The organism is Gemmiger sp. (genome assembly GCF_057431175.1).
The window spans coordinates 54,406-72,026 of the sequence record NZ_DBMDDV010000001.1 but is presented as its reverse complement, the minus strand read 5'-3'; the positions used below and the strand labels follow the sequence as shown (position 1 = coordinate 72,026).

The window sequence follows — 17,621 nt, the reverse complement described above, 5'->3', positions numbered from 1 at the left end:
ACCTCTCGTATATTTTATTTCATATATTATAAAACATAGTTCTCAATCGCAGCTGCTACACCGTCATGATTGTTATCATCCGTCGTAACATCGGCAATTTTCTTGATATCGTCGGTGGCGTTGCCCATCGCCACACCCAAGCCCGCAGCTTCGATCATGGCGCAGTCGTTGCCGGAGTCACCCACAGCCATGACCTGCGCCCGGGTCAGGCCCAGCGTGCGGGCCAGCGCCATCAGGCCGCTGCCCTTTGTCACACCGGGGGCGTTGATCTCCATGTTGCAGGGCAGGCTGCTCGTCAGCTCCATGCCGGGGCAGGCGGCCAGCACCTCGTGCCAGGCAGCGTCGCGCTCGGCTTCGGTGGCGTAGAGCATACTGTACTTTTCAATCTCGTGGGCGTGGTCGCGCAGCGTTTTGTGCATATCCGCAACTTCCAGGCGGGTCGTGCGGAAGTAGGTGCGCAGATTTTCCGGGACCATGTCCATGTGCTGCTCGGCGTTTTCGCGGGTGGTGTAGCTTTTGCCGCCGATGAAAATGCTCATCATGCCGGCACCACCCGCCAGGATATCATAGATTTTCAGTGCGTCCTCGGTCTTGAACGGCTGGTTCACCAGCTGCTCACCGGTCTGCAGGTCCACGACGCTGGCACCGTTGGAGGTCAGCGCGTACCGCACGCCGGGAATGGCGGTGAACGCCTCCGGCACACCGCTTGCCGTGCGGCCGGTAGCGGGCAGCACCGCCACGCCACGCTCACAGGCCGTGCGGATGGCCGCCAGCGTGCGGGGGGTGATCTCCTTTTTATCGTTGAAAACAGTACCGTCAAGGTCCAGCGCCACAAGGCGGATGTCCTGCATAGTTTCACACTCCTTATCCAGGATATTGTATCGCAAAACCGCACCGATTGCAAGGTGCAGGCAACTGTGCTACAATAAAGTATCGGTAAAATTTGAGAAAGAGGCGGTAACATGCCTGTATTGCGCACCAAAACCAACCGGATGTGGCTGCCGGACGCCCTGCGCGGGCTGGCGCTGCTGAATATGCTGGTCTACCACGGCATGTACGACTGGGTATATGTGTTCGGCCATGCCAGCCGCTGGTACGATATCTGGGCCCCGGGGTGCCATGTGTGGCAGCAATATATCTGTTGGAGCTTTATTGTGCTGTCGGGGTTCAGCTTTCCGCTGGCCCGCAAGCCGGTCAAAAACGGCCTGCTGGTGGCCGGGTGCGCGGCGGTACTCACGGTTGTGACGGCGGTATTCATGCCGTCGGAAGCCATCTGGTTCGGCGTGCTGCACCTAAACGCCGCCGCCGTGCTGCTGACCTGCCTGGTGTATCCGCTTTTGCAGCGCGTGCCAGCCGGGATGGGTCTGGCGACGTCTGCGGCGCTGTTTGCGCTGACGAATCAACTGCCCTACGGGTATTTAGGCTTTGAGAATTGGCACCTCTGCGCCCTGCCTGCGGGGCTGTACAAGGCAAACTGGTTCTGGCTGGGCCTGCCGGACTTGACACGGTTTACCTCGGCGGATTATTTCCCGGTCATACCGTGGGTGTTTTTGTTCTGGTGCGGTGTGTTTTTGGCGCGGCTGTGGCACCCAAGCAGGGGAGAGGCCCCAGCTGCGGCAGCGCCGCTCTGTGCTGTTGGACGGAACACACTGTTTGTGTATATGCTGCACCAGCCCGTGATTTATGGGGCGCTGTGGCTGTGGCATAGGATCAGGGGGATGTGACGGCGAGGGTACGGGGCGACGAGGACGCCGCCCCCTACAACTAAAGGCTAAAGTAGTTCTAAAGGCAAAGTGGGGCAGCCTGAGGGCAAACCGCCCCACCATTTATGAACATTTTAAAAATTTTCATTTTAGCGAAAATTGTTGTTGACATCAGGGGGGCTTTTATAGTATAATCTTGTTTACTGGTTAATAGTATTTGACCGGCAAACTCCTGTCTCAGGTCAAGGGAGGGAAGAAGATGTCGGAGATCCGTGTCAAAGAGGGCGAGTCCCTCGAGAGCGCTCTGCGCCGTTTTAAGCGCAGCACTGCTCGCAGCGGCGTGTTAGCTGAGGTCCGCAAGCGCGAGGCTTATGAGAAGCCTTCCGTTAAGCGCAAGAAGAAGTCCGAGGCTGCCCGCAAGCGCAAGTTTAAGTAAGGTATCTTACAACGAACGACTGTGCAGGTTCGCGTTACGCGCGGGCCTGCACTTTTATTTTATCGGCGGCAGCGATGCGGCGGCATGAGGGCACCCCGCCCCACATCCTACGGAATTGTGCATCGTAGGGCGGCATACCCTCATGCCGCGGCAGCCAACCGCCATCTTTAAAAAGGTCACATCCATGATTTTAACCCCTGAATATATTTTCAAAACCATCGAGTGCATCCACCCGGATTTTCTCGCGGCACATGGCATCAAGGCGCTGGTGCTGGACGTAGACAACACCCTGACCGGTGACAACAGCCAGGTGCTGGAACCATCCGTCCAGGCCTGGCTGGATGAAATGCGCGCGGCGGGCATCAAACTGACCATTGTGTCCAACAACACCGCCAAGCGGGTGCGTCCCTTTGCGGAGCGCATCGGCCTGGACTGGGTGCCGCTGGCCTGCAAGCCGTTCACCGTCGGCCTGCGGGTAGCGCGGCGGCGGCTGGGCTGCCAAAAAAGCGAGATGGCCATGGTCGGCGACCAGATTTTTGCCGACCGGATGGCCGCCGGGCTGTACGGCTGCCCCTGCTTGTACCTGATGCCCCGCACGAACCACGACAAAAACAAATTTGTGCTGTTAAAGCGCAAGTTTGAACCGTACTGGATCGACAAATACTATCAGAAGGGCGGCAAGCTGTATGAGTGACACTCCGCGTTTCGGCACGGCCGGGCTGGCCGACAGCTACACGGTCAAAAAGTTTGACCCCGCCGCCATCGCCGCCTACACGGCAGGCTTTGGCCTGACGGCGTTTGAGTACCAGTGCGGCCGCGGCGTGCGGCTGGCCCACGACAAGGCCGCTGCCTTGGGTGCCGCCTGTGCAGGGCAAAATATCGTCCTCTCGGTCCACGCGCCGTACTATATCAGTATGTCGAGCCTGGAGGAGGACAAGCGGCTGAACAGCATCGACTACCTGCTGCAAAGCTGCGCCCTCGTCAAGGCGCTGGGCGGACGGCGTGTCATCTTCCACTCCGGCTCCTGCGGCAAGCAGAGCCGGGAGGCGGCGCTGGAAAAGGCGCTGGACACGATGGCCCGCGCTGTCAAAGCCTGCGACGAAGCCGGCTACGGTGACTGCATTCTCTGCCCCGAGACGATGGGCAAGATCAACCAGCTGGGCACGCTGGACGAGGTGCTGGCCCTGTGCGAGGTCGACAAGCGCATCACGCCCTGCATCGATTTCGGGCATCTGTACGCCCGCAGCTGCGGCGAGCAGTTTGCCGCTGCCACCGCGCCCGCCGATTACGCTGCCCTGTTGGACACGCTGGCGGCGCGTTTGGGCGACGACCGCGCCGCACACTTCCACGCGCATTTTTCCCGCATTGCCTACACCAAGGGTGGGGAAAAGTGCCACTTGACCTTTGCGGATACCGAGTTTGGCCCACCCCACGCGCCGCTGCTGGCGCTGCTGAAGGAGCGTGGTTTAGCGCCCACCATAATCTGCGAGTCTGCCGGAACGCAGGCCGAGGACGCCGCCACGCTGGCAAAAACCTATGCCGCCCTATAAAAAACACAAAATTTAGCAAATTTCACGCAAAAAAGTCCGAACAGGGCTTGAAAAAGTGCCGACTTTCCTGTAAAATAAATACAGGTATGTATAATCTAATATTGGAGGAATTTCTATATGATTTCTGCAGGCGAATTCCGTAACGGTGTCACCTTCGAGCAGGACGGCCAGGTCCTTCAGGTCGTTGAGTTCCAGCACGTCAAGCCGGGCAAGGGCGCTGCCTTCGTCCGTACCAAGACCAAGAACGTCATCACCGGCTCTGTTGTTGAGACCAGCTACAACCCGACCGCTAAGTTCCCGCAGGCTTTCATCGAGCGCCGCGAGGTCACCTACTCTTATGAGGACGGCGATCTGTACCATTTCATGGATGTTGAGACCTACGACGATATCCCTGTTGGTGCTGCTGACGTACCCGATAACTTCAAGTTCTGCAAGGAGAATGACACCTGCAAGCTGCTGAGCTACAAGGGCAAGGTTTTCAGCGTTGAGATCCCCAACTTTGTTGAGCTGGAAGTCACCGCTACCGAGCCGGGTGTCAAGGGCAACACCGCCACCAACACCCTGAAGCCCGCCACCGTCGAGACCGGTGCCGAGATCCGCGTGCCCCTGTTCATCAACGAGGGCGATAAGATTCGCATCGATACCCGCACCGGCGAGTATATGGAGCGCGTGAACTAATTTTGTTTCTCTTTGCCGGGCATGGCCGTACCGCCGCGCCCGGCATTTTTTAACATTAGGGAGGATTGAATTATGGCTATGGATCTGAATGCAAAGGCCGCCTACATCCGCGGCCTGATGACCGGTATGGAATTTGACGCAGACTCCAAGAACGGCAAAGTCATTGCCGCCATGATGGACCTGCTGGAAGAGATGGCCGCCCAGGTCACCGAGCATGACGACGCCCTGGATCAGGTCTACGACGAACTGGAGACGCTGGATCAGGATGTTGACGATATCGTCAGCGACCTCTATGCCGATGACGACGACGAGGATGAGGACGACGAAGACGATGACAGCACCATGTACGAGGTGACCTGCCCGAACTGCGGCCAGATCTCCACCCTGGACGAGGAGACCCTGATGGATCCCGAGGGTGACCTGGTCTGCCCCCACTGCGGCGCGACCTTCGACGTTGAGCTGGAAGGCACCGAGGAGGACTCCGCCGAGGAGACCGACAAGCAGGATCAGTAATTTTTAAAGTATGCCAAAAGGCTCGGTGGATAAGCACCGAGCCTTTTATGCTGAAATCAGGAGAATTTCAAATGCCTGAACCAGTCAAAACAGCCTCATCCCTGGCAGCCGCTTTGCTGTTTCTCTGGTCTGCCGTGTGGTGCATAAGGCGCGTCTTTTCACCGGAGCCCGCCCCGCACTATACGGAGCCTTCGTCGCGCAGCAGATGCTGGGCCGCCATTGCCGGGGCCGCCTTTATCCTTGTCCTTCATCTGATTTTTGCCGTCACGGCCCATATAAACTATCCCGAGGCTGATTTTCGCCAGGCGATAGAATGGCAGTTTTACGGCAATACCGATTCTCGGCACTACCTTGACCTTTCCATCTATGGCTACGGCACGCAGGAGGCTTTCCCGGAGCAGTATCTCCAAATCGTGTTTTTCCCTCTGTATCCTGCGCTGCTGCACATTCTCCACTTCGTGACCCGCATCGACGCTTTCTGGCTGGGTTTTGCAGTGCAGTTGCCGCTCTTTGCAGCGGCCACAGCATCCTTCTACACAGTAATCGCCCGCCGTTGGGGCGAGCAGACAGCCGCATTGTCGCTGGCGCTTCTATTGGCCAGCCCGGCGTCCGTGTTTTTTGCAGTGCCCATGACAGAGAGCTTGTTCCTGCTGCTTACGGTGCGGTATGTGCTGACGCTGGAACGTGAACAATGGTGGCGCTGTGCCTCGCTAGGGGTTCTTGCCGGTCTGTGCCGTGCCCCCGGCGGTCTGCTTTTGGGGCTGACCGGCCTGTATCTCTTTATGCGGTGGCGGCGCGGTACGCGGCCCACAATACCGTCCTTGCTTGCTATGTTGTCCCCGGCTGCCGGACTTGGCCTTTATTTTCTGCTGAACTACCTCGTATATGGGCGGTGGAACCAGTACCAGATATACCAATGGGACAACTGGAACCAGAAGCTGGGGCTGTTCACCAATACTGTGCGCTACCACCTGGACTACATGGCGCAGTGGTGGGACAGCAGCCCCAAAAGCGCCCTTGCGCTATGCCTGACCGCGGTGCTCTGCCTGTTGACAATTTTGGCACTGCTGTCTGCCACGGTGCGCCGCCTTCCGGCGCACTGGCTCGGCTTCGGTCTTGCCTATTTTGCCGTAACGATGGGTGCCACCTGGCTGATCAGCGCCCCGCGGTACGCGGTGGGGCTGTTCTGTCTGCCCATTGCCTTGGCGCTGCTTTTGCAGGGCCGCCCACGGCTCACAAAGGGTGTATTGGTAACGCAGGTTATCGTAAGCGTTATCTACACAATGCAATTTCTATACGGCTGGCCGATCTATTAAAAAAACTGCCTGTCTCCTAAATGCGGAGACAGGCAGTTTTTTGATTCAGCCATTTCTTACTTTTTCTGCAATGCGCCCTGCAGCATGATATCGCCGAAGGAGAGCGCGTTGTACAGGCCCACCTTGTTGGCCTGGCGGGCAATGCGCTCGGGCAGGGGCTTCGTCTCATCGGTGGAGAGCAGGACGATGTGCACCTTATCGGCTACGTCGACGCCGTTTTCCTTCTTGGTGGAGAGCACCTGCAGATAAACGACGAACGGATCTTTCATTGAGCCGTAGTAGATATCGTTGCCGCAGCGCACCAGCGGGCGGCCCTTATAGGTCAGTTTCGGGGTATATGCCATATCTGAAACCTTCTTTCTGTTTAGTCAATACTATATTATAGCATAGATTTTGCCGGAATACAAATTTTTATTGCAAATACCTTTCCCCCTGGGGGAAGCCTTTACAGGTCCAGCTTGTCCCGCTCCACTTTTTCCTCGTTCAGCGCGACCTGCTCGGTCAGGATGCGCACCTTGCTGTCCAGCTGGCTCAATTTGATGGACATGAAAAACTGCTTAGCCAGCAGCAGGAAGATGATGACGACGTAGACGAAGTTGATGGGGCTCATGAAGCCCAGCAGGTTGGCGGCCCAGTAGGCAATGCCTGGGAAGATGGCCAGAATCAGCAGCGCCGCACTGAACAGCAGCCAGAAGATCGTATCCTCGATCTGGACTTTTGCCTGCCGCACGCGCCGCAGGATATACCCCGCCGTGATGAAGCTGCCCAGGATCAGGCAGATGCGAATGAGCGTTTGATCGAACATTTCACAGGCTCCTTTCGGGGTAGGGGGTCTCGGTGTCCCGCTTGCGGAACCACTGGATCAGCAAAATCGAGATGGACATTTTGACCATATACTGCACACTACGCCAGAAGGTCAGGTAGCTCTGGCCCGCCATGCGTTCGCCCATTTCCACCTGCACTTCCTTGACGGTCGCGCCGTTTTTGATCAGGTAGCTGATGGTGTCCGGTTCGGGGCCGTAGTTGAGGTTCTGGGCAAATTCCTCGACCATAGCGCGGTTGAACATCCGCATCCCGCTCGTCGGGTCGCAGATGGCGCGGCCCGTCGTCAGCCGGATGGACCAGCTGATGATGTAGCTGCCCAGCATCCGCAGCGTCTTGGGCTTTTTCACGGTCAAAAAGCGGCTGCCAATGACGATATCGCTGCCTGCTTCCAGTTCTTTCATCATAGCTTCGATATATTCCGGCTTATGCTGGCCGTCGGCGTCCATCTGCATGGCGCAGTCGTAGTCATTTTCGGCGGCAAAGCGCAGCCCGGTCTGGAACGCGCCCGCCAGCCCCAGGTTGACCGGCAGATCGATGAGGCGATAGCTGTGGGCGCGGCAGATGGCCGCCGTTTTGTCGCGGCTGCCATCGTTGACAACCACGTAATCATACTGGGGATAGTCGCGGGTCAGTTCCTCCACGACCTGCACGATGTTGGCTTCCTCGTTATGGGCGGGGATGACGATGAGTAGTTTTGACATCTTAGCTCCTTTTGGCTGCATTTACAATTTCCATCATTGTAGCAAACACAGCCTGCCATGTAAAGTGGCTGCAAAGGTTTTCGTGGGCTTTTTCGGCCCGGGCGGCCGCCGCAGCAGGATCCGCCATCAGGGTATCCAGCCCGGCGCGGATGGTTTGGGTGGATGCGTCAGCCAGAAAGACTGCGTAATCGCCCCCGGGCAGCAGCTCCCCGGTGCCCGCCGTGCGGGTCGTCACGATGGGGCAGCGGCAGGCCGCAGCCTCCAAAAGGGTGGTAGGGAAGCCCTCGGCGTATTCCGTCGGCAGGCAGTAGGCGTCCGCCTGGGCCAGCAGCTGGACGATTTGCTCATGCGGCAGCGCACCCAGCACGTGGATGGGGCCGCCCAGCGCGGCGAGAGACGGTTCCTCCGGGCCGGTGCCAGCCACGGCCAGCACACAACCGGGGATGGCCTGCACGGCGTTGGCAAGGCGCAGTGCGCCTTTTTCGGGGATGAGTCGCCCGACAAAGGCGATGAGCTTGCCGCCCGCGGGCACATTCAGCTTGGTGCGCCAGTCTACGGCGTTCTCGGCGCGGGCCAGTTTGTCCAGCTCATCCGGATCAACAGCGTTGGGCAGGCGGCCCGCCGCTGCGATGCCGAAGGTCTGCAGCCAGCGGCAGACGTCCCCCGAAACGCCGTAGAAGGGGAATCCACAGCGGCGGATACAGCCGCAGGCGGCGTGCTCATAGGCTTTGCCCAGCGCCCCGGCCAGCCCGCCGTGCATCATATAGCCGGTAGAGTGGTCGATGACCAGCGCCGGGATGCCCCGCCGCTTGCACTGGCGGGCTGCCCAGACGCTTTGGGGGTACATCCGGGTCTGGATGACCGCAAAGTCGATGCCCTGCGCCCACAGGTCACCAGCGTCAACGAAGGGATGCAGCACCGGGAACCGCCCGCCCATGACAGGGTACGACGGCAGGCGAAAAATTTCGATACCGTCGGGGCCGGTCTCCCGCGCGGGCAGGCCCGGCAGCGACGCCGCGACCACGAGCGCCCGGTGCCCCGCCGCGACGCACCGCCGCGCCAGATTCCAGGTATACCGCTCGACCCCGCCGGGAGTGGGGAGGTATTGGGTGGAGAAGAAGCAAATAACCATAGTGTAAGCCTTTTTATCGTGCAATCACTGCCAGCATGATATTGACCACAACGCCCGCCTGCACCAGCGCCAGGGCCAGAGTCAGGTGGGACTGCGCCGTATCCTCGTCGGGCACGGCGGCCAGGCGGCGGGGCAGGCAGGTCAGGAGCAGCAGCGGCAGAACCGGCAGGAAATACCGCCCCTGCAGACCGTACAGTGTCTCGTAATGGGTGGGCGTCCACAGCAGGCAGCCAGCCACAGCCAGCAGGCAGCTGACCACTGTCGCCGCGCAGCACCAGCCGCGGGCTTTGCCACAGGGGGCCAGCGCCGCGCCCTGCACCGGCAGGGCCGCATAGGCCAGCAGCAGGTACAGCACCACGACCCAGCCCCAGGCCAGATCCACGGTGTAGTAGCTTAAACTGCCGCCCACCAGCGTGCGGATATAGTGGTCGCCGTTTTCCACGGCGCTGCGCACAAACAGCATGACAGTGGCCACGGGATGCCGCAGGATGTACCCGGGCGTATAGGTAGTCTTGTCGGCCTCATCCGCCGTGCTCTGGGTACTGCGGGTCGCGCGAGCGGCCTCGACCTCTTTTGCCAGTTCGGCGCGGTCCAGCGGGATGCGGTCATCCATTGAGCCGACTTCCAGCCCCAGCTCGGCAAAGTAAGTCTGGGTGCCGTCCAGCCCCAGCAGCTGCTTATAGGCCAGCACCGGGCCGCCCTGTTCAAAGTAGGGGTAGAAGGCATCCTCGTTGCCATAGCTGACATTGGTGCCCAGTAGGGCGCTGCACACGTTCCAATAAAAGTCGGAGATATCATTGTATTCATTGATATGCTCCGGCGAAAGGAAGAAGCTCTGCTCCAGCACAGCAGGGGTAACATCACCGTCATTGAGAGCCTGCACCCAGAAGTCCAGTTCGCTTTGGGCGGGATCCCGCGTATTATCAATAAAATAGTACAGCCGACGCAGGAAGTTTTCCGTTGTGTTTACCGTACAGATCTCTACCTCGTAATCTGCGTCGCGTTCCTCCGGGCGGCCCTTTGGCGTGCGGTCGGTGTCTTCAATATTTGTTGCCTCGGCGGTCGTCTCTGTTGTCTCGCTCGTCTCCGTCTGCTCTCCTGCGCCGCTGTGCAGCGTGTCGGCCAGCAGGCCGGTGTTCAGCAGCAGGGCCAGCGCCAGGCAGACGGCCAGGTAGCCGCACTTTTTTGCTTTGGCGTGGCGGCCCAGCCGGGCTGCGGGCACCACCAGCAACAGCGCGGCCAGCGGCAGGTAAACAAGCTTGCCGGGGGCCAGCAGCACACCACAACCCAGCAGCAGCGCCAGCCGGGCAGGGGAGAGAGCCTTCTGCTTTTCGGGGCCGAAGGCCGCATCCAGCAGCAGCGCCGTAAAGGCGAAGCACAGCCCCAGCAGCGGGGCATCGCGGCTGAAGCTGGCCGCCAGGTGCAGCGTCATGGGCAGCAGCGCCGCCACGGTGAACACCCGCTTGCCAAACGGCGCGGCCTTCACGGCCAGCGCCGCCAGCGCCGCAAACAGCAGCAGGTTTGCCAGCCGCCCCAGGAACAGCGCCGGGGCAAACCCCAGGTGCAGCACATACGCCAGGAACACCGCCGCCGCACTGACCACATACAAAAGCGGGTTCTGGTCGGTCTGCAGTTCGTTGTACTCCTGGTGGCTGTCAAATGGCTGGTCCGTCGTCGTGAACAGCTCGGAGGTAAACTCCTCCCAGGTAAAGACCGTCGTGTTCTCGTCCTGCAAATCGGCGTCCTCGTCGCCTACGCGGCGGAAGGAGGTCGTCGTGGGCACTTTGCCCATCCGCCATTCATCGCGGGACAAATCGTTGGCCCAGCGGCAGGCGAGGGTGAAGCTCTGGTTGATGTGGTATTTTTCGTCCGGCGCGGCGTAGGGAGGCAGCACAAAGCTGTACAGCAGCCCAAAGCCCAGCACCAGAACAAATACAAGACGGTGCAGCGCCAGTTTTTTGCTCAGCACTGCCCACACGGCAAATGCCGCCAGCAGCGCCGCAAAGCCGCCCACGACCAGGAAGAACCGGGTCAGGTAGCCGCCGATGCGCTGGTAGGTGATCTGCATGGCCATCGTGCCGTCCACGGCGCGGTCAGCCACCGACATCTGCTCTTTCCAAAGCGCCACGCCGTCGCTGTGGCCAACGGCCAGAATCGCGTCGGTCGTGTAGTGGGGCGTCACGGTCAACCGGTAGCGGCGGCCCTCCTGCCCGGTCACGGCGGGGTCCAGACCCAGCGTCGTGTACTGGTCAGGCACGATATAGTCCATCGTCCCCACCGAGCGGGCCAACTCCTCGCCGGTGTCGGCATCATAGAGCACCACATCCAGCTCGCCGCTGGGCTGTGCGCCCGGCAGGTAAAATTCAAGGCCTATCGTCAAAATATCCTTGTCGTAGGTAAACACCTGCTCGGCGGTCTCGCCGTCATGGATCAGCTCCGCACGCAGGAAATCGGTGATGATCTCGCTGCGGCCCTTGCCCACGTTGGGGCGCACCTGCGCCAGCCAGATGAGCACCACGCCCGCCAGCAGCACGACCAGCGTCGCCAAAGCGGCCAGCAGGGGTTTATGGTTTTTCCATTGTTGTTTCATGGGTTCTCCCAATTATAGCTCAACATCAAACGCCTTTTTCACGGCGTCCTTCCATCGTCCGTCCCCGCGCAGAATCTTCTCCACGGCACCGCGCACGGCACCCTCGCCGCCGCGCTGGGGGCAGATGTAATCGGCGCGGGCTTTCACCTCCGCAGCGGCGTCCGCCGGGCAGGCCACAAAACCGCACAGCGCCATGGCCGCCAGGTCATTCAAATCGTCGCCGCAGTAGGCGACTTCTTCCCGCGCGTAGTGGTTCTCGGCCATAAAACCGCGCAGGAACGCCGCCTTTTTGCCTACGTTTTGGTATACGTCGGTGATTTTCAAATCCGCAGCACGGCGGCGCACAGCCTCACACTCGCGCCCGGTGCAGATCATCACCCGGATGCCCGCCGTGCGGGCCAGCACCAGCCCGGCGCCGTCTTTGATGGCGAACTTCTTCGTCTCGTTGCCGGTGGCGTCGTAGTAGACACCGCCGTCGGTCATTGTGCCGTCCACATCCAGCACCAGCAATCGTATCATGGTCAGGCCCTCTCGTACTCGCTGGGGGTGATGAACGCCACCGGCAGGCCCGCCGCGCGGATGGCCCCCGCCATCTGGGCGTTGTAGGCCGCGCCGCGCCCGGTGTGGGTGTGCAGCCCGGCGTCAGCGTAGGCCGCCGTGCCCGCCTTGTAGCCGTCGGCACCGGCCAGCAGCACCTTAGCCGCGCCGCAGAGCCGCAGCAGCCGCAGCAGCATCAAAACGCTGTTGCCGCCCTGGGCGTCGGTGGCGGAGAGGCGGTCATAGTTGACGACCGCCGCGCCCTTGTCAGCGCGCAGGTTGCTCGTCAAAATCAGCGGGCAGGGGTAGGCGGCGTCCTCATCAAAGCGCTTGGCGTTGGTGAAGAACGCATAGTCCGGCTTGACAAACTCCGGCACAAAGTTGGCCGAGACGGTCACGTCAGCCTGTGCCGCCGCCACGGCCGCACGGCCTGCCTCGGTGGCAAGGCTTGCGCCGGGGGCCAGCACCCGCACGGTTTTCCCCGCAAAGGCGGCCTGCAAGGCAGCCAGCGCGGCAGTGTCGTCGGTGCGGCGGTTCTTGTACTCGGTGTAGAGCGTATCAGCGTAGGCGGCGTCAAACACAGTCTTTTTGTCCGGCGCGATGGCCGCCAGGATGTGGTTGATGTCGCGGTTCGTCAAGTCGCCCTTGCCGAGATAATGTTCGGCATAGTTACGATGCAGATTGAACTTGGCCGACAGGAAGTAGGCCGGGGTGTAGCCCCAGGCGCACTCGCCCTTGATGGGCGCAATGTGGTCCTGGATGGCGTCCATCAAGTCATCAATGTTGTAGTGGCCGCCGAAATACTCGTTCATATAGTCGGCGATCAGCTCAATGGGCAGGTTGCCGGGGATGCGCCCCATGCCCATCAGGCTGCCGTCCACGGCCAGGTCGCGGCGCAGATGCTTGTCCAAGAACTCCTGTGCCAGACAGAAGCTCAGGGCCATATTCTCATGCAGGTGCAGCGCCAGCCGGATATCCGGGGCCAGGTTGTGGTCGGCCATGCTGACAATGCGCTCCAGGTCACGGCGGCGCATACTGCCGAAGGTATCCACGATGGAGAACTGCCAGGGGTGGATCTCGTTGACCTGCTCAAAGATCCAGAGCAGGTCTTTGTCGCTGTACCCCATGATGTTGATGGGGTTGATGGAGACTTTGTAACCCAGTTCTTTGATGCGGCGGGCAAAGTCCATGCCGTCTTTAATGTCGTAGTCATGGGCGGTGATGCGGATAATTTCGATGCCGTGGCCGTCGTAGGGGGACAGCTTCGAGATATCGTAGTTCGAGCGCATCGCCATGCCGGAATACATCGTGTGGCCGCGCTGGCTCTCGTCGGGCAGCAGGCGGTTCAGCTCCTCGATGGTGTTGCAGACCGTCACGTCGGGGTCGTAGCCGTCCACATTGCGCAGAAAGCCCACCTCGACGACGTCCACGCCCGCGCGGGTCAGCGTCTGGATGATGCGCCTCGCAGAGCCGAAGCCCCACTGCCAGCTGTTGACATAGCCGCCGTCGCGCAGGGTGCAGTCCAGCAGTTTGATATCAGCCATGCTGCTTCTCCTTCAAAATTTCATTTACCAGCGCCAAATCTTTAGGCGTATCCACACTGACCGTCTTGTAAGGGCTGACGATGGCGTGTACCTTGTGGCCGTTCTCGATAAAGCGCATCATGTCGTTTTCCTCGGCCTTTTCCAGGATGGATTTCGGCGTCTCGTGGTAGAATTTCAGCGCCTGCTTGCTGTACAGCTGAATGCCGGTGACTTTCTCGTACTCAAAATCCAGCGTGCCTTTGGGGTAGGGGATGGGGCTGCGGGAAATCAGCAGGATCTCCCGCGCGGCGTTCGTCACGACCTTTTGATTGGAGAAATCGATGACATCCGCCGGGTGTTCCATAATATTGGTCAGTACGGCGACATAATAAGGATCCTCGGGCAGGGTGCTGGGCAGGATCAGGTCAAACGCGGCCGGGTTGACCAGCGGTTCGTCGCCCATCAGCTGCAAGTAGAGGTCTGCATTCTCCACGGTGCTGACCTCCCAGATGCGCCCGGTGGGGGTATCGTGGTCAGGGCTGGTCATCAAGTAGCGCATATCGTAGGCTTTGCAGGCGTCGGCAATGCGCTCGTCGTCGGTGGCAATAAGCACATCGTCCAGCTTCGGGCAGGCCTTGGCGGCCTGGTAGACCCAGTAGATCATCGGTTTGCCCAGCACATCCGCCAGCGGCTTGCCCGGCATCCGGGTACTGGCGTAACGCGCGGGGATAACGGCGATTGTTTTCATGGTATTATACCTCGCATATTTGGCTTATATATAAAATGAACCACGCATGTAGGGGCCGGGCATGCCCGGCCCACAGCTTTACGGAAAGCGCTCTATTACGATCAGGTTGAGGGCGGGACATGTCCCGCCCCTACAGTTGCAACCCTTCACACCAGCGCCCTCGCCTCGTCCAGCGTCAGGTGGATTTTTTCATCCGCCGCGGTGAACCCGCGCAAAACAAAGCTCTGCACGGTCACGGCGCGGGCAAAATGGAAGGGCAGACAGAAGTTCAGCACCTCGCTGGGCATCGTGCGCTCCAACACGGTAGCGTCAGGGAACAGGGCTTTATAGTCCGTCGTGTCCCGGGGGTGGGTCTTGATAAACAGCGGCCCAACGGCATATTTTTCCGCTACCGCCTTGAACATCGCGTCCTGCTGTCCTTGGGTCATCAGTCCGTCCGCCACAAAGCTGCGGGGCAGCAAAAGCGTTGCGCCGTCGGCCTTTTCGGGCAGGGGCTGGGTCAAAAATATGCGGCACACCAGCGCTTTTTCGGCATCGGTCAGGCTCTCCAACAGTATGGCCTTGCTGTCCGTCACCATGCGCGCAGCGGGGAACAGCGTACACCTCGCGGCGTCCTCGCTCTCGATGCGCACGCACCATGGGCTGTCGCCCCAGTAGAGGTAGCCTTTTCCGCGCTGTTTCGCGGCAAAATCGGCCGCCGCGCGCTGGTCGGTCACAAGATGCTGGTCGGGGCCAAGGGTGCTGCCGAACGTGTCTTCACACAAGATATACCCGGCGCGGCAGTCCTGCATATAGCGGCCCAGCACGCTCCAATCGTTGTGGATATACACGTTTTCATACGCTGCGCGGTCAAATTTCCAGCCGCACAGCTTCTCAAACGCCCGCGCCGCACGCTGGTGGGCAAAGGGGCCTGTCACTGTGCCGGGCCACTTTGTCTCGTCCACAATGACTGTCTTAACAACGCCGGCCGCGTCCAGCCGGGCCGCCAGCGCGGCGGTGTCGGGCACGGATGCGGAAAGCACCATCGTGTGGGGTCCATTTTCACAGGCGCAGCGCCCGGCCCGCAGCAGGTCTACCAAAACCTGATAGGCCGTGTGGCAGATGTACAAATTCGGTTTCATGGCTTACTCCTGCACCAGCTTGACCGGCGGGAAGTGGATACGCCCCCAGCCGGACGCCCACTCGGGCATCGTCAGGTCGCTGTTGGTCACTTCAAAGGCAAACTCGGTCACAGGCTTGTCCAGACAGACCGCATGAGCCAGTGCGCCGTCAAAAATATCCAGGTAGAAGAAATACTGTCCCTCGCCCAGCAGGCTCGGGTCAAACTCAAACACCGAGGTGTAGACCTTGCCCGGCTCGGCAGGGCCGAGATTCACCGGGTGGGTGATGCCCACCGGCGTCGAGTCCCGCGCGTGGAGGTTCATCTTCATGTGGATGCCCGCGAACGGCTCCGACACGCGCCAGGTGATTTTCACGCGCATCTTCTCGGTGTCGGCAAAGACGCTCGATTCTTTCCCGACGAAGTCCAGCGTTTCCAACCGGAACCGCTTGCCGGCGCTGCCGGTCATGCGGGCCACATCGGCCAAATCGTAGTGGACGACGTTGACGTCGGTGGTGTCCATGTAGACCGCGATAGCCTGCTCGACGTCGCCGTCAAAGATGACCTTGCCCTTGTCCAGCACGACGCAGCGGGTGCAAAGCTGACGGATCGTTGACATATTGTGGCTGACATACAGCACCGTGCGGCCGTCCTGGTTGGCAACGTCGCTCATTTTTCCTAAGCATTTCTGCTGGAATTTCATGTCGCCGACGGCCAGCACCTCGTCCATGACCATAATTTCACTGTCGAGGTGCGCGGCCACGGCAAAGGCAAGTTTCACGAACATACCGCTGGAGTAGCGCTTGACGGGGGTGTCAATAAAATCGCCGCACTCGGAAAATTCGATGATCTGCGGCAGTTTTGCATCGATTTCGGCGCGGGTCATGCCGAGAATTGCGCCGTTCATATAGATGTTCTCGCGGCCTGTCATTTCGTTGTTGAAGCCGGTGCCGACTTCCAGCATCGACGCCACGCGGCCGCGGATTTTGATTTCGCCCTCGGTGGGAGCCGTGATGCGGGAGAGTAGCTTTAACAGCGTAGATTTGCCCGCGCCGTTGCGGCCGATGATGCCCAGCGCCTCGCCCTGGTAGACGGTCAGGTCAACGCCGTTCAGTGCCATAAAGGTTTGCCCAAACAGCCGCTGGTCGGTGCCGATGACGGTGTTCGGGTCCTCCTTCCCGCGCACGCGGGCCCACCAGCTTTGCAGGTCATGCGTCAGCGTGCCGCCGCCGATCTGGCCGAGCTTGTACTGTTTTTTCAGCCCCGAAACTTCGATGACCGGGCGTTTTTCTGTTGCAGACATAATTCAAGCGCCCCTTTCTTACACCGTGTCCATAAACGTTTTTTCAATGCGGCTGAACAGCACGACGCCCAAAACCAGCGCCGCGGCGGTAAAAATCAGACTGTACACGATGCCAAACACCGTGACCGTGCCGGTGCCTAAGGTCGCCATGCGGAAAATCTCGATGGGCGACGTCATGGGGTTTAGCTGGACCAGCACTTTCAGACGCGGGGAATTGTCCAGCATCGACAGCGGGTAGACGACCGGGGAAGCGTACATCCAAAGCTGCACGCCGAAGCCCACGGCGATGGCCAAATCGCGATATTTCGTCGTTAAAGAGGAAACGATGATGCCGACGCCGAGGCCCAGCAGCATGACTTCCAGCATGACGAAGGGAATCGCCAGCGCCCACAGCGTAAAGGTGATGCCGCTGCCCGTGGCGAAGAAATAGCCCCAGAAAATCAGGTACATGGCCGCCTGGATGCCAAAGTTGATAAGGCTTGTCAGCACCTGGCTGATGGGCATGGTCAGGCGGGGGAAGTAGACCTTGCCGAACACCTGCGAGTTTGTTACAAACGTATTGGCCGTGTTGTTGACGCAGTTGGCGAAAAACGTCCAGACCGTGTTGCCCGCCATGTAGAACAAAAAGCCGGGTACGCCGTCGGTGGGCATATTGGCCATGCCGCCGAACACAACATTGAAGATGATAGTGGTGATAAGCGGATTCAGAATGATCCACGCCGGGCCTAGAATCGTCTGTTTGTACAGCACGGTAAAGTTGCGCTTGACAAACATCGTGATGAGGTCGCGGTAGCGCCACAGCTCGTTCAAATCAATATCGAACCAGCCTGTTTTGGGCCGTATAACGGTGGTCCAGCCCTCCTCGGCCGGGCGGGTGGTTTGCAGATTTTCAGCCATAAAAATACCTGTTCCTTATGTGTAAAGTCGTAGTCGCACAATTATCCATAGTAATAGTGCTATTTTACCA

19 protein-coding genes are annotated in these 17,621 nt (G+C 59.8%); 7 read left to right on the top strand and 12 right to left on the bottom strand.

The window, feature by feature from the left end:
* Positions 1–26 precede the first annotated feature (26 nt).
* Entirely contained in the window at positions 27–851 is an 825-nt protein-coding gene (locus ACZO0A_RS00360; RefSeq protein WP_294719870.1) for a Cof-type HAD-IIB family hydrolase, read from the bottom strand.
* A 111-nt stretch (positions 852–962) separates the two neighbouring features.
* On the opposite strand from ACZO0A_RS00360, the gene ACZO0A_RS00355 reads away from it, so the two are divergent.
* The 7 genes from ACZO0A_RS00355 (at position 963) to ACZO0A_RS00325 (ending at position 6,196) form a co-directional block, all read left to right on the top strand.
* Positions 963–1,724, top strand: coding sequence for a heparan-alpha-glucosaminide N-acetyltransferase (locus ACZO0A_RS00355; RefSeq protein ID WP_302370563.1), 762 nt, complete (start codon positions 963–965; stop codon positions 1,722–1,724).
* Positions 1,725–1,962: 238 nt separating this feature from the next.
* Complete coding sequence (gene rpsU, locus ACZO0A_RS00350; RefSeq protein WP_005928271.1) at positions 1,963–2,139, top strand: 30S ribosomal protein S21; 177 nt, start codon at positions 1,963–1,965, stop codon at positions 2,137–2,139.
* A gap of 184 nt (positions 2,140–2,323) precedes the next feature.
* The gene (locus ACZO0A_RS00345; RefSeq protein ID WP_215693976.1) at positions 2,324–2,833 is read left to right on the top strand and encodes a YqeG family HAD IIIA-type phosphatase; all 510 of its coding nucleotides are present in this window, start codon (positions 2,324–2,326) and stop codon (positions 2,831–2,833) included.
* Entirely contained in the window at positions 2,826–3,689 is an 864-nt protein-coding gene (locus ACZO0A_RS00340; RefSeq protein ID WP_294779942.1) for a TIM barrel protein, read from the top strand. The genes ACZO0A_RS00345 and ACZO0A_RS00340 overlap by 8 nt, the downstream gene beginning before the upstream one ends.
* A gap of 117 nt (positions 3,690–3,806) precedes the next feature.
* Positions 3,807–4,367 carry an elongation factor P gene (gene efp / locus ACZO0A_RS00335; RefSeq protein WP_078783163.1) on the top strand — a complete coding sequence of 187 codons (561 nt, stop codon included), beginning with the start codon at positions 3,807–3,809 and terminating at the stop codon, positions 4,365–4,367.
* A 72-nt stretch (positions 4,368–4,439) separates the two neighbouring features.
* Positions 4,440–4,880, top strand: coding sequence for a CD1247 N-terminal domain-containing protein (locus ACZO0A_RS00330; protein ID WP_291210152.1), 441 nt, complete (start codon positions 4,440–4,442; stop codon positions 4,878–4,880).
* Positions 4,881–4,951: 71 nt separating this feature from the next.
* Positions 4,952–6,196: a hypothetical protein gene (locus ACZO0A_RS00325; protein ID WP_302375091.1), complete on the top strand. Its 1,245-nt coding sequence runs from the start codon at positions 4,952–4,954 to the stop codon at positions 6,194–6,196.
* A 56-nt stretch (positions 6,197–6,252) separates the two neighbouring features.
* Here the strand turns inward: ACZO0A_RS00325 and ACZO0A_RS00320 are convergent, their stop codons facing one another.
* From ACZO0A_RS00320 to ACZO0A_RS00270, 11 genes are all read right to left on the bottom strand, one after another.
* A complete protein-coding gene (locus ACZO0A_RS00320; RefSeq protein WP_215693984.1) occupies positions 6,253–6,540 on the bottom strand; it encodes a hypothetical protein in 288 nt (95 codons plus the stop codon).
* Positions 6,541–6,641: 101 nt separating this feature from the next.
* On the bottom strand, positions 6,642–7,001 hold the full coding sequence (locus ACZO0A_RS00315) for a DUF2304 domain-containing protein (protein WP_215693986.1): 360 nt from the start codon (positions 6,999–7,001) through the stop codon (positions 6,642–6,644).
* A gap of 1 nt (position 7,002) precedes the next feature.
* Positions 7,003–7,722, bottom strand: coding sequence for a glycosyltransferase family 2 protein (locus ACZO0A_RS00310; protein WP_302375089.1), 720 nt, complete (start codon positions 7,720–7,722; stop codon positions 7,003–7,005).
* Position 7,723: 1 nt separating this feature from the next.
* Entirely contained in the window at positions 7,724–8,854 is a 1,131-nt protein-coding gene (locus ACZO0A_RS00305) for a glycosyltransferase family 4 protein (protein ID WP_302375087.1), read from the bottom strand.
* 13 nt (positions 8,855–8,867) lie between these two features.
* Complete coding sequence (locus ACZO0A_RS00300) at positions 8,868–11,444, bottom strand: DUF2142 domain-containing protein (RefSeq protein ID WP_302375086.1); 2,577 nt, start codon at positions 11,442–11,444, stop codon at positions 8,868–8,870.
* A 12-nt stretch (positions 11,445–11,456) separates the two neighbouring features.
* Positions 11,457–11,963: a KdsC family phosphatase gene (locus ACZO0A_RS00295; protein ID WP_291231321.1), complete on the bottom strand. Its 507-nt coding sequence runs from the start codon at positions 11,961–11,963 to the stop codon at positions 11,457–11,459.
* A 2-nt stretch (positions 11,964–11,965) separates the two neighbouring features.
* Positions 11,966–13,525, bottom strand: coding sequence for an aldolase catalytic domain-containing protein (locus ACZO0A_RS00290; RefSeq protein WP_302375084.1), 1,560 nt, complete (start codon positions 13,523–13,525; stop codon positions 11,966–11,968).
* Positions 13,518–14,252 (bottom strand): 3-deoxy-manno-octulosonate cytidylyltransferase, encoded by a 735-nt coding sequence (locus ACZO0A_RS00285; protein WP_302149964.1) that lies wholly within the window; start codon positions 14,250–14,252, stop codon positions 13,518–13,520. The genes ACZO0A_RS00290 and ACZO0A_RS00285 overlap by 8 nt, the downstream gene beginning before the upstream one ends.
* Before the next feature lie 146 nt (positions 14,253–14,398).
* Positions 14,399–15,373 carry a glycosyltransferase family 52 gene (locus ACZO0A_RS00280; RefSeq protein ID WP_302149965.1) on the bottom strand — a complete coding sequence of 325 codons (975 nt, stop codon included), beginning with the start codon at positions 15,371–15,373 and terminating at the stop codon, positions 14,399–14,401.
* Positions 15,374–15,376: 3 nt separating this feature from the next.
* Positions 15,377–16,654 carry an ABC transporter ATP-binding protein gene (locus ACZO0A_RS00275; protein ID WP_302149966.1) on the bottom strand — a complete coding sequence of 426 codons (1,278 nt, stop codon included), beginning with the start codon at positions 16,652–16,654 and terminating at the stop codon, positions 15,377–15,379.
* 18 nt (positions 16,655–16,672) lie between these two features.
* Positions 16,673–17,551 (bottom strand): ABC transporter permease, encoded by an 879-nt coding sequence (locus ACZO0A_RS00270; protein WP_291210120.1) that lies wholly within the window; start codon positions 17,549–17,551, stop codon positions 16,673–16,675.
* Positions 17,552–17,621 lie beyond the last annotated feature (70 nt).